This window comes from Halobaculum roseum, assembly GCF_019880245.1.
Classification (GTDB): domain Archaea; phylum Halobacteriota; class Halobacteria; order Halobacteriales; family Haloferacaceae; genus Halobaculum; species Halobaculum roseum.
On record NZ_CP082286.1, the window covers coordinates 665,903 to 679,030 of the forward strand.

Genomic DNA, 13,128 nt, shown 5'->3' on the forward strand with positions numbered 1-13,128 from the left:
GCTGTTGCTACGAACAGCTGACCCGAGGCCACGGGCTGACCGGTCAGCCCACCGCCGGGGCCTACGCCTCAGGTACGCCTACACCGTTTATCTCGATTTCCCACTGCCGGGCTAACTCTGTTTCCAGCTCGTGTCGAATCCAATCACGGAACGTCTTCAACGTGAACTGTGTGGGCAGGTCGCGTTTGCCCCTGCGTGGGCGGGCGACGACCGCCCACCGCGGCACTAACAAGAGGTTCTCCAGCAGGAAGGTCACGATCACGAACGCAAACCGCACGATTGGGTCTTGCGTCGTTGTTGCTCGCGCTTGACGGAACAGCCGGTAACTCGTCTCAATCGCCGATCGTTTGCGATAGCGCCGTTCGATCTGTGTATCCGTGGGATCTCTGAGATCACACGCTACGTAGCTCGTACAATCTCACCGTGTTTCCCGCGAACTCCGTTCTGATAGGAGACCGAAATCGCGAGCAGGAATCGGAGTTCCCGCTCGCTGTCTTTGTACATCCGATAGGTCGTCATGTACGAGTAGTGCGTGGTGAGTTTGTCCTTCATGCGCTCACCTTTCTTCTTGACGACGATTACTGTCGTAGCTAGGTCACGTACGCGGCGAACCACCCGTTCATTGTAGAAACCACAATCAGCGAGTAAGAGATAAATCTCGAAGGGATAGACACCGATGCGGTCGAGAACACGCTCGACCGCGTCGGCTTCTTTCTCGTCACTGCGGACGTAGGTGAGTGCCAGTGTCACCGGCTTACAGTTCGAGACAATATAAGCGGTGCAGTAGCGGTGGCAGGTTGTTATCCCATCTTTCGGACTCGTGTGACAGAGTTCTCCGTCGTCCTGGTCGGGATTGCCGTGATAAGGATTATCGACGAAGTCAATGGAGACGATTCTCGACCGGTCAGGGCCGAGAATCGTCATGGCGAGGTGACGAAACAACAGGTTTGCCGCCATTTCGATTCGGCTACGCTGGAGCGTGTGGAGCCAGTCCATGACCGTATCGCAGGGTATATCGTCCGTCTGGGATGTGACTTTCCAGACGGACGACTGGTTGACGCTAGCCATGGTAACGAGCCAGATATCGTCGGAATCGAGGGGCGAACCCCCGATTCCTTCCATCGGCAACTCTCCAATCAAGTCAGCCATACTTCTTTGACATCTTCCGCCGAAAGAACACCGTCTGGTTGGGGGATAGTGTACACTCTTCTCAACCAGATATCTTCCTTAATCAGAGCGACGCTCTAGCTTCCTCTCTCAGACCGATTGGGAAGTACCGAAACTAAGAAATCCTTCGCCTATTCGGCATAGAACGCTCCATAAAGTGATCTGCCAGTGGGTTCACCGCGTCGCTGATAGCGTCAGCGACCCGCCGACGGCTCTCCGTCGCGGATCGCAGTTGACGAGATCGCTATCAAAATCAACGGCGAATGGTCTTTGCTCTATACTGCAATAAATATCGACACAAAATTGATCCTCAACGAAGAGTTGTTCGGACGACATGGCACCGATCCAGCGGATGCGTTTCTGCATGACCTCCTTGAGAAACATGATCTTTCTGACGCAGTGTTCCTCGTCGATCAGTTCGGCTATCGGACTGCCCTCTCCCGCTTAGGTCTCAACGGTCGGGAAGACTTTCCAGACCGAAACCTCATCGAAAAGTGGTTTTACACGCTCAAAATGCGCATGGACCGTCTCCATAACTCGTGGTTCGGTAGTCGGGCAAGTGCACGCGAGTGCCTTGAACAGTTCATACATTACTACAATGTCAAAGACCGCATCAATCACTAAACGGGCGAACGCCAGCTATAGCGGCGCTTAACTAGACAGTGCCTATCATGAATATTTATTAATTTATAAGATATTAAGTTATTGAATTATTTGGTTCTTGAAGAACGTGAGATCTTCCTCTTCAATACCTAATGTGTATAATAAGAGTACGAATGCTGAGCAGCCGAGTACTATTCCAGAGATGAGCAGTATATATCCACTAAGTAATAAAGACATTACATACATGATAACACCTGAAATGATACCGGCAGCTACCGGCTTCAAAATCTTACTGTTATAAGGGAACAATGATTCCAAATGCCAAATTTCCCAAACCCTTAATAAGTTGATAAATGCTAATACCCCACCTGTAGCGATCGCTGCCCCAATAAGCCCGAACCTAAGAATGAATATATAATTCAATACTATATTCAAAATACCGAGTGCCCCTTGGTTTAGCATGCTTAAATACTGATGATCCGTCATCATTAGCAAGAATCCAGTAGGACCAACGGCACAGTTGGTCAGTTGAGCGGTAGTGAAGAGAGCCAAAACTAGCACGCCTTTTGTGAATTCAGGGCCAAATATCCCGAGTATTTCTTGGCCATATACTACTGCAATCAGCGCAGGCGGGATAGCAATAGTTAGTGTCCATCGAGTAATGCGCTTATATACAGAATTTAACTCCCCCATATTATTCTTAGAATAGAGTCGTGAAGCGACTGGTGGGAAAATTTGATTGAATGCTCCTAGAGGCAGAGTTATGACACCTGCAATCAACCATCCTACTTTATATATTCCAACATCTGATTCTATTAATAGAATCCCAACCATTATAATATCAACTCTTTTATACAATAGTTGCCCTACATCCTTCAATACTAATGGCAACGAATAGTTATAGAAACTTTTAATGTCCTTTTCGTTATTCTCCCAAATATTTGGGGTCATCCCAAGTCTATTTACTAATATATGTAGTGATATCCCGAAGAGCAAAACTGACGCAACAGCGATCCCGAAAATCACACCATCAAGCAAATAACCTACACCAAGTGCTATTGTAACAACTGTTATATAAGATAATGGTCTTAATATTTGGCCGACTAAGACCAGATATTCCATCCTTTCTTTGGCTCTAAATATAGCATTTGTTAATTTGAATGCCGTGTTAAATGGGAGTACAATTGCCAACACTCGTATGACATCAACTAGCAAAGGGTTTCTAAGTGTATGTGTTGAAATCAAAGGAGCGGTAACGTACAATATGACTCCTAAAAATATACCCGATAAGAAGCTTGTGAGATAAGCTAATCCTATAACCTTATTTTGTCGCTGAGGACGATCATCATAAGCGGGTAAAAATCTCAGCACAGCTTTTCCGGACCCCATCCGCGCTAAAGCGGCAGATATTGTGATTATTGTATTCCCATACGCATATAATCCGTATTGTGTTGCTCCCAGTCCACGTGTCAATAAGGCATTTAGAATAAACCCAAGTATATTTGAAATCACTTTACCAATAAAATGAATAGATGCGCCCTGCGTTATCGATCCTAGCGAGGAATTTATAATACCATCTTCACTTTTCTCGTTCATAATATTTGGACCAAATATTGGAGAGGCATGTACAAGCAACAGTATGTATTTGGATTCAATTATAGTGTTCGGTACACTATCATCAGAAAAGGTACTGAATCACCACTTGACGCCTATCTTGGCGAGTACGGGGATCTTTTCCCCTCCTTCGTCACTATATCGTTTCTCAGGGGGGCTCAAGCGTTCCGACTGGCAGTATAAGTCACAATAGTGCGGTATTTCCACGGGTGATTCGGTTGATACGTCAGCAACTTGTGACCGGAGGTGTTTTTGATTGTTGGCTGGAACAGTTGAATGACTCGATGAGTAATGTACTAATCTTCACCCCTCGGTATACACCACAAAGTGGTGGGAGTTCAGTATACTTTTCCAATTTGGTAAATGACTTATCCGGGAACCACACATTTTATGTTATTACCTTCATAAATAAATATGAAAAAATAATAGCCACTTCTGATGATGTAACTGTCTACAGGATAATTCCTCGGTATAAATCTCTCCCAGGAATACTAAGGCTCTTCATAGAATCAATTCTTTCTTTCCTCTGTTTCTTATGGTTGTCTAAAGAAACCCAAGTGGCGCATGTGCATGCTTCGTCATACGCAACACCCGGAATCACATTAGCCGCAATCTTAACTCGTACTCCAATATTGTATGACTGCCGTGACGAGATGTTTTCTCCACGATTGGTGAAGCTAGGTCGAACTCCCTACTGGTTCAGCTGTGCGGAAAACGTAGACAACATCTTGGTAGAAAATGGTGTTCCAAAAGATCGAATCGTCCGAATACCGGTGGTGAACCCCCCCTATGTCAAAGAGGAATACTCCGGAATAGCTCAGCCAGACGATGAAATATTTAACGTAATATTCATTGGCCGTCTTATCAAAGAGAAAGGAGCTCACTTATTAATCGAGGCTTTCGAAGATTTTGTCGAGTGTCATCCGGATTCATGTTTAACGTTAATCGGTGATGACCCTATCGGGGATATATCTTCATTAATCAAGGAATCTTCCCTTGACGAAGAATTGGTTTGCACTGGTGAGATCGAGCATCGAGAGGTCATCCGTGAGTTAGATAAATCAAATATTCTCGTATTACCGTCAAACGACGAAGCGCTTCCAAGGGTAATAATCGAGTCATTTAGCGTTGGAGTCCCGGTCATAGCGACTGAAGTAGGGTCAATCCCGGACCTTGTTGACGATGGTGAGAATGGGATTCTAATTGGTCAAACAAAAGACGAAATAAAAGACGCCCTCAAAGATGTGTATGCATCTCCAGAATTGCTGTACGAGATGTCACAGACAGCGAAAGCAAGTAGTGAGGAGTGGAGTTGGCAGACAGTTAACAAGCGTTTAGACAATATATACGAGACAGTAGCTGAGAACTAAATATAGCCTAAGTCTTTAAGTCTCTGCTTCGACTCATCGGAGAGCACGTTTTCTTCGCTATTCTGGACCATCTGCTCAATTGAACTTAGGTAGTCCGTTCCTTCCTGTTGGCTAAATTCGGGCGTCCCGAATTTCTGAGTGCCTTGGGAGTATGATCGGACGGCTGGCGTAAGATGATTTCTCAAATAACCACCTTTCGGGCCAAGAAGTATCTGCCCGGATAGCACCAACAGTCGCTGTAATAGATTCGTTTTTGGGAATACGTATCCTCCCGCCCGGTTCCAAACAGATTTATATGAAAACGAAATATTATGTTTCCCGACGAAGTTATAACGGTTAGTGTAATAACACGGAAGTAGGTCGTCCTCCTGTCGGTTACCAAGTGGTACACCGTTCAGTAAATCCTCGTACTGACACAATTCATTAACCGCATGAAGTGCAGTGGGGAGGATATCAACGTGCCCAAATCCTGTATCATCTATTTCATGCGGCTTTAGTTTAGGATTCACGAATACTGTTGGGACGTAAACTAGCTCCGGGAGTATCGGCGAATTGTGGCCTAACATTCCCCCCTCACCAAGTAGCTCACCATGATCGGACGTGTATATTACAAGCGTTTCCTCAAGTAATCCATCTCTTTTGAGTTGGCCCATTCGTTTATTAAACAGCTCAACATCGTTCCGTACGGTTTCCTCGTAATCTTCTTGTATTTTTTGCGGCGTTGCATCACCGTTTTCGCGGAAGTATTCACGGCCAGTCCCCTCAAACGAACCGTATGGTGCATGCCCTCCAGGCCCTCGTTCCATCGCAAAGAACGGTTGGCCGTTTTCAGCGAACGGATCCGACGTTTGGGGGGGCTGTGTACCAAGTACAGAGTAAATTGGATCTACGCTGTCTGGTGTTAATCTTTCTCCATGATAGAACACGGAATTCTGAAACCAGGTGTCGTAGCCCTTGAGATCAAACATCGAGAATACATCAGAGGGGATTGTGTTCTTGAACGTTTCCACCCCGTGAACAGGGGGATGAAGCCCAGTTACAAGAGATGCAAACGAAGTCGGAGAATGTATTGAAGCGCCTATCGTTTTGATTGCTACTCCACGGTTGCGAATCCACTCTGGAATGTAATCCCATCGAACCGCATCACCAACATAAATAAAGACATTATTGAAATCGTCGTTTTGTATTGGTGTCTTTTCAAATCCCATCAACAATAACATATTCACGGGGGTAAATATAAATAACTCCTGAGTAGCGTCCGACCAACAAACTGGACCGCAGTTGGCCATATATGTTCAGCAACCATTTTATACTGTAGACCAATTGTACTTTTAGTATGTATTCTGGGCTAGGTGGTAAAATCATTCAATCGCTCTACAAGACGTACGTGGGCGTATCGATGTCCTTAATATCTCGTCTCAGACCGGGAACAAACGTATTTGAGAGAGACTGGGATCTATTGATCCTGCTGGACACCTGCCGGGTTGACGCTATGAATGCTGTCGCCGACGATTACGACTTCATTAAGGACGTGAACAGTATATGGTCGGTTGGCAGCACCTCTAGTGAATGGATTGCGAACACGTTTGTGTCTGATTACCGGGAAGAGATTTGCAAAACTGCATATATTTCTGGAAACGCACACGCAGAACTTGTACTAAAGTCAGGACAGACACCAAACGAAGACAAAGACGCGTACTTTTCGTTCGCAGACTGGGACACTCTTTCTGATAACTCCCTAGCGTTGCTCGATAACGTCTGGAAGTATGCCCCGAATGAGGGTCACGGACATGTCAGACCAAAGTACATTACTGATAGGGCGATTCAGGTAGGGCGCCAAGAAGACGTGGATAGAGTTATCGTTCACTATTCACAGCCTCACCATCCATATGCCACACGGGCTAACCGCGAAAATAGGGAGATGTATGACTATGAGGCGACCCCGTTTGAATTTCTGCGACAGGGTGGCGACCACGACGTCGTTTGGGAATCTTATATATCAGAGTTGCAAACAGTTCTCGATGAAGTCGAGGTGCTACTGAACAATTTCGATGCAGAATCTGTGGCTATAAGTGCGGACCATGGCGAATGCTTCGGAGAGTGGGGGGTATACAGCCATCCTGCCGGAGTCCTTCACCCTGATTTGCGTAGAGTCCCTTGGGTTCGTACGAAAGGGATAGATGGGGGAACTTACAACTCGACGCTCAAATCAACAGATTACCAAAGTCAGAGTGTTGAAGACCAACTTGAGGCTCTCGGGTATAAGTAAATCGCTCTTCAATAGGAGATTGTTGATACTGTTCAGTTGGGGCTCTGAAGTCGAAGAAGACAAGGCCACCGCGTTAGCAGTGGCCGATACGGATGATTCCTCTAGGTGTGTCTGGGCCGGAATCGGTTGCAGCGGACCTACTCCAACAGGTTCGCTGACGTGACGGTGTAGCCTGTCCTCGCTGCCGTTCTGACTGCACGGTCAGAAACGGCAGCTATAGCCACTTTCAGCGGTATCTCTGTAAGGATTGCGACCTCACGTTCAACAACAAGACCGGCACGATTTTCGCTCACTCGAAAGTTGCACTCCGCCGGTGGTTGTTCTCGATTTACGCCTTCCTCCGATTCAACACGAGTCTCAGACAGTTACAGTGCGAAATTGATATCACCCACAAGACGATGCACCGGCGCGTCGAGTGCTTCACCAGAGCGCTCGACGCGCCTGCGCTCGATCTCGTTGGCCCCGTCGAGATCGACGAACTGTACGTATCTGCCGGGAAGAGAGGCCACGAGCGCGACAGTTACTCGCGCTCGCGTAGCCTGTCCGCGCGGGCGAGGTACAGTACGACGGTAACAAACCGCCCGTGTTGATTCTCGCTGATTGCGGCACTGAACAATGGTACGTCGTCCCTGTGAAAGCCGCCGATGAATCGACGATTAGACCCCTACTGGTCGACCGCAAACAGGAGTGTTCACCGTCAATACCGACGGCTTTCGGGCGTACGAACCGCTCGAACGGGACGACGAATTCATCCGCGAATACGTCGTCGACGGCGATGGCGAATACGCCGATAGGGACGTTCACGTCAACACCTGCGAGAGCCACGGGTCGCTGCTGCGACCGTGGCTCTCGCCCCATCGTGGTGTCTCGAAGAACAAGTTGACACAGTATCTCCGAGCGTTTCAGATCCGACGTAAATATACCGAAAACCAGGACGAGCAGCGCTCAAACGCGCTGTCAAACCCACCCTCTGAGATCAACAATGTGCTACACTAGGGTTCAGATTAGCGGTTCCATGCGAAGGCGAACGCTTGAAGCTAATTTTCGACGGTGTCTGCTTGGGCGTGGCTGAAACAGTTTGAGAACTAGTTGGTCCGGCGTTTGAGTTCTCGGAAGACACGTACGACACTGTTCCGATTACCGTGTTTTTCGTATCTGTAATCGAGGCCGTGTCGGTGAAGTGCTGCTTGGAGCCACGCTGCATAATCGACGAGAAAGAGCGCGTCATCGACGAGATTTTTCTCGCGGAGTTCGGAGAGGACATCTCGGATATCACTCGATTTCTCGTCGGAAAGAGCTTGACGTGCAGCAAGCCGTTCGTATCGGAATCGCCAGCAGCGTACAGCCAGAAGCGTTCGTCCTTCAGGTGGATCACGGTTACGTCAACCGCAACGTAATCCGGGTTGGCGCCATCACGCGGCTGTAAATCTGCCTTTTTGTACCCAATTGTGAACGGTCGTGCGGCCCCGCTCGACACCCAACAATTTGAAAATAGAAACGGTATCCGAAAGTGATAGTCCAGCCAGATGGAGTCGGATACCGAACTTCATCGCGGGCTCAAGTGTCGCCTCTCGCTCCAGAAAATCTAACTCGAAGCAGTCGCTACCTCCGATGAGGCGGGCGATTTCTGGCATAGACCACTAAAAGTTCGCTCTACCTCACTCTTCATCCTTATCTGAACACTCCCCCAGAGCGCATATGGTTAAAGGGAACCCTTTGCGATCAATAATTGAGAGAACTTGCCAGAAATGAAAACTGGAAGATGTTAACACACTTATTTATATATCCGATTGTGTGTGAAGATATATAACGAGCTGATCAGCAATTCTCTTCCTGAAAGCGAACTACTGCCTTAAATCGTTTCAAAATCTCCTCTTTGGAGAATTCACTTTCTATAGTTTGTATGGCCTTTTTTGAATAAAGAGACTGTTCCGCAGCCAATACTTCTTCAATAGCTGCAGCAATTGTTTCAGGGTTATCATCTGCCAAAAGCACACCGTTTTCATGATCTTGGATAATATCTGGGATACTTCCTGCTGGAGATACGACTGGAATAACACCCCGGGCCATAGCTTCTTGTAGTGCTTTGGGAAGCCCTTCGGACTTTGATGGTAAGGCAAATATCTTAGCATCTTCCAGAATCTCCATAGCCCGCTTTCGGGAAACCCAGCCAGTGAATTCTATAACATCACTTGTTTGTGGGTTAGAATTAAGCTTTGACTCTAAATCTGCGCGGATATTTCCGTCACCTATGAACAGAACTCTATCGATAGAACAACTTTCTTTTTTCATTAGTATCTCAATTGCTTTAGCCAATTTGTCTGCCCCCTTGAGTTCAATAATTCTACCTAAGAAAACTATAACATTATCCCGATCTGTTATCGGAGAAGGGGAATCGGGAATTGATTCATAATTAAATCGTAGTTTGTGGGTCTTATACTCAAAATCTTCTAGTAAATTGTATTCAACCATTGCCTCTGAGAAAACAACGATACGGTCCGCAATACGATAGGCCGTTCGCTCAAAAAAGTACGAAAGAAAAGCCAGTAGCTTCCCCCACCTACCCCACGATGATTCATTCTTAAATCCTTTCGTCGGTTTACCCGTAACGGCGATGATGATGTCATGCCCAGTTGATTTAGAAACGATCATAGGAAAAATTAATCTATATCCACCGATATGCCAGAAAGTAGTATCCAGATCATCTCGATGATCGATGATTGACTTCGATAGCTTAATCTGGAAATAGAGATTGAAGAAAATACTTAACAAGACCGAATCGGAATCCGATTTTTGAACGGGATCAACGGTGATTGACTGGTGTTTTACGGAAATGTCATCAAAAATAATAACACTATCGTAGGTCTCTATTGACAGATTGGCGATGTTCCTAATAGCCTTCTCTGACGCATCTTGTTCATCATCCGGAGGTGGAATCCTTACTATACCAATTCCACTTCCACTAGCCATATAATGAATATTCGTGTACTCTTTTATAAATCCTGTTAAAGGGAATGTTTGCATAGGATTGTTGACGAGACGGAGCAATACTCTATTGAGTTATACCAGAGATTGTCCGGTCCATCGGAGGCACCGACAGCATCGAGTTTGATTTACTGGAGCGGAAAGTGACACCCTCTATGCGACGAAGTTGGGTCTCAGACTTCATCTTGCTAGACTCTCGCTTCCCGCTACTATCTCTGTTCTGGGAATGTCGAATGCCAAGTGCTGTCGCTGAACTGTTCACAATTGAGTAGAGAAGGTAGATCTACAGCGACGTAATCGTGCTCGAAAGACCATCGAGGTTGACAAGACTGTGGTCCAGCATAAAAGCAAATAATTCTGCCAGACCGCGACGGTAGTTCCCGTGACAAACCGCTTACCTCGGGTCAATCTCTATAATCGGAATCCAAGCGATAAACCAGATAAATCAAGCGATAAACCAGATAGTCCTCTCGAAATCACGCGAGAAACGGCTCGACGATAACATATTCTTCCCGTCCGACTTGGACCATGATTGCACGCTGCATCACCTGGACTTCGTCAAGAATCTCTTCCCTGACTGCCCCAACAAAGCAATGTCGATTTCTACACCGTGAAACCCTAAGACGAACCGATAATCTGCCACTGGTGTTTACTCCGTACGTTGACTCCCCCAAGAAGCAAGATACACTGGATATCACCTACGTCAAAGATGACGAGAAGGGTGTGGACGGAGGCTGAGCGTCCTCAAACATGCCGGAGTATATAGTTTGACATAAATTCTACAATAAATGACGATTCCTCGTTCATGCATTCTTCCGACGACTGTTATCCCAGTTATGAAGAGCAAGCAGACGAAGAACAGACTTCTGATGCACCCATCATACATTAAGCACAAAACGTGAGCGGGAACTGGACTTCGCACTCGCGATTTTTCCTCCCGCCCATTAACCGGGGTGAAACATGGAGATGTTGTCCGGATACACGTGATGAATGTTCCAGTTGATCACACATCGATACAGTTCGAACGTCGCTACCGTAACGGTCATTAATAATTTCACTCCGTGAGTGAGAAGTACTGATCGGGAGGTGCAGTAAAACAATGAGATCTGGCTTTGTCTACCGGGTTACTATAGCACGTTAGATATATATGAGTGTGGTTCTGACCAAGATAACAAGTTAGTCTAGCATCTTTATAAAATGAATTTCTTATTACAAACGGCAACAATCGTCCAGAGATCATGGGAGCGTCTACTGTTACTGCTAGGGGAAATATTCCTTATTGCATCAATTCTGTCAATCAGACATTCTATTGCCAACGAGTATATGTTATCAGTATACCAAGAAGCATCTTCACATTCAATTGGGCTGTTGGTGGCGGCCTCATTCATTTTTATTACGGTGATGTTTCTTTCTGAATCTAAATTCAGCCGTTATTTATCTGCAGCATCATTGTCTTTAGTAACAATCTGTATAGTCAGCTTTCCAATTATAATGGGATACAACTTTATGGGGGTGGGTGATCCACTCACCCATCTAGGATACACTAGGGATATAATCGCCGGGGTTCCTGATCTAATACCGAGTTATCTATTATATCCAGGGTTGCACATATTTGCAGCTACCATACACTTTATTATTGGATCACAATTGGAACACACTTTTTTATTAATCCCAATCCTATTCATAGTCTGTTTTATAGTTCATGTTGTTGTCTTAATTAGAGCAATTACTAATAGACGTGAAGTGATAGTTATAGCAGTTTTCTCAAGCTCTTTACTATTGCCAGTCAATAACTTCGGGATCCATCTTCTATCACAACCTGGGAGTGTAGCTGTGTGGTTTTCGCCTGTTTTACTGTATGCTTTGGTTAAGTATGTCAGTACTCCGGAAGTGAGATTTAAAATGATGTTCATAATTGCTTATACCGCACTTGTCTTAATTCATCCAAGACAGGCACTTTACGTATTAGTTTTCTATATTCCGTTTATAATCTCAGTCCAATATATAAACAAACAAAAATCTAGTAGCTTATTGCCGTCTATGAGCCTGCATAACATGGTAGGAGATATATTAACGATATTGATTATTTGGTTGTCGTGGAATATTCACACCCGTACATTCATAACTCAGGGGGCGTCAAGGCTCATCGAGCTTGTTTATATTTCCGATGTGGAAGGTGCTAATAAAATATCGGGTGCCGCTACATCACTGGATAATTACGGATCTAGTATTTTTGAGTTGTTTCTCAAACTGTTCTTTGTAGACCTGTTATTTGTTTTGGCATCAACTGCCTTGATGCTATTAACGGTTAGGAGATTTTACCTAGAACATATGAGATCCAAAACCAACACATTAAGTCCAAGAGAAATAATTGTGATAGGATTTATCCCCGGATTGGGTGGTATAACCTTGCTATTTTTGATCTACTTAATGCTAAGTCCGGGAGCCTACTTTCGAATTCAAGGATTTGCTATGGTACTTGTAACAATAATTGGAACCTTAGCGATCCATACGATATGGGAAGGGACTAACCTACAAGTCGATAAAAGGAACATGAGAATAATAGTCGTGGGCGTACTGATATTTATGTATCTCTTATCTATTCCGATTATGCATTCATCACCATATATATACAAATCAAATCAAAAAGTTTCAGAATCCTCGATCACAGGACATGAGTTTTCATTCACAAATAGCAATGACGACATACAATTTGTCGGGGATGCACCTCCGGACCGCTATCGAAATGCAATATTCGGCACAATAAAGAGTAGCCGGGGACTGGGCGTTGCTAAAAATATCCAGGTTATCGACTACGAGTATAATAGAGGTAGAGTACCATTCCATTTTGCAAACCAATCTTTGAATTCCCATTACAATAGTGAAAGATATCTAACAATCCAAGAGAGAGAAATAAAAAAGAATACGCAGTTATACGAAGGATCGGGGTACTCGAAGAGTGACTACAAATACCTTAATAATAACAGGAAGATTGATAAAATATATGATAATCGCGGATTTAGGCTCTATATAGTAGAATAATATTGCCCCGCATTCTGATAGCGTTCGACTTGACATTCGAGGACATCTTGGTCGATAGAACCGTTCGCGTAGAAGTCA

General features: G+C 45.3%; 6 protein-coding genes and 4 pseudogenes. 5 read left to right on the top strand and 5 right to left on the bottom strand.

Features of this window, described 5'->3' with window-relative positions; genetic code table 11:
- Nucleotides 1-61 precede the first annotated feature (61 nt).
- Nucleotides 62-1,205: pseudogene (locus K6T36_RS03410) on the bottom strand (ISH3 family transposase).
- 84 nt (nt 1,206-1,289) lie between these two features.
- Between K6T36_RS03410 and K6T36_RS03415 the strand changes: the two are divergent.
- Nucleotides 1,290-1,826, top strand: a pseudogene (locus tag K6T36_RS03415) (IS6 family transposase); the annotation flags it as partial.
- 43 nt (nt 1,827-1,869) lie between these two features.
- On the opposite strand, the gene K6T36_RS03420 reads toward K6T36_RS03415, so the two are convergent.
- Nucleotides 1,870-3,366: a flippase gene (locus K6T36_RS03420; RefSeq protein ID WP_222922604.1), complete on the bottom strand. Its 1,497-nt coding sequence runs from the start codon at nt 3,364-3,366 to the stop codon at nt 1,870-1,872.
- 302 nt (nt 3,367-3,668) lie between these two features.
- Between K6T36_RS03420 and K6T36_RS03425 the strand changes: the two genes are divergently transcribed.
- Nucleotides 3,669-4,754 carry a glycosyltransferase family 4 protein gene (locus tag K6T36_RS03425; protein WP_222922605.1) on the top strand — a complete coding sequence of 362 codons (1,086 nt, stop codon included), beginning with the start codon at nt 3,669-3,671 and terminating at the stop codon, nt 4,752-4,754.
- Here the strand turns inward: K6T36_RS03425 and K6T36_RS03430 are convergent.
- The gene (locus tag K6T36_RS03430) at nt 4,751-5,962 is read right to left on the bottom strand and encodes a sulfatase-like hydrolase/transferase (RefSeq protein WP_222922606.1); all 1,212 of its coding nucleotides are present in this window, start codon (nt 5,960-5,962) and stop codon (nt 4,751-4,753) included. The two genes, K6T36_RS03425 and K6T36_RS03430, sit on opposite strands and share 4 nt — an antisense overlap.
- Nucleotides 5,963-6,090: 128 nt before the next feature.
- On the opposite strand from K6T36_RS03430, the gene K6T36_RS03435 reads away from it, so the two are divergent.
- Both K6T36_RS03435 and K6T36_RS03440 read left to right on the top strand, forming a co-directional pair.
- The gene (locus K6T36_RS03435; RefSeq protein ID WP_222922607.1) at nt 6,091-7,023 is read left to right on the top strand and encodes an alkaline phosphatase family protein; all 933 of its coding nucleotides are present in this window, start codon (nt 6,091-6,093) and stop codon (nt 7,021-7,023) included.
- 92 nt (nt 7,024-7,115) lie between these two features.
- Nucleotides 7,116-7,997: pseudogene (locus tag K6T36_RS03440) on the top strand (IS1595 family transposase).
- Nucleotides 7,998-8,060: 63 nt separating this feature from the next.
- Here the strand turns inward: K6T36_RS03440 and K6T36_RS03445 are convergent.
- Both K6T36_RS03445 and K6T36_RS03450 read right to left on the bottom strand, forming a co-directional pair.
- A pseudogene (locus tag K6T36_RS03445) lies at nt 8,061-8,657 on the bottom strand (IS6 family transposase).
- A 184-nt stretch (nt 8,658-8,841) separates the two neighbouring features.
- Nucleotides 8,842-9,993 carry a glycosyltransferase family 4 protein gene (locus K6T36_RS03450; protein ID WP_222922608.1) on the bottom strand — a complete coding sequence of 384 codons (1,152 nt, stop codon included), beginning with the start codon at nt 9,991-9,993 and terminating at the stop codon, nt 8,842-8,844.
- A 2,055-nt stretch (nt 9,994-12,048) separates the two neighbouring features.
- Here K6T36_RS03450 and K6T36_RS03455 point away from each other — a divergent pair.
- A complete protein-coding gene (locus tag K6T36_RS03455; RefSeq protein ID WP_222922609.1) occupies nt 12,049-13,050 on the top strand; it encodes a hypothetical protein in 1,002 nt (333 codons plus the stop codon).
- The last annotated feature ends 78 nt before the right edge of the window (nt 13,051-13,128 follow it).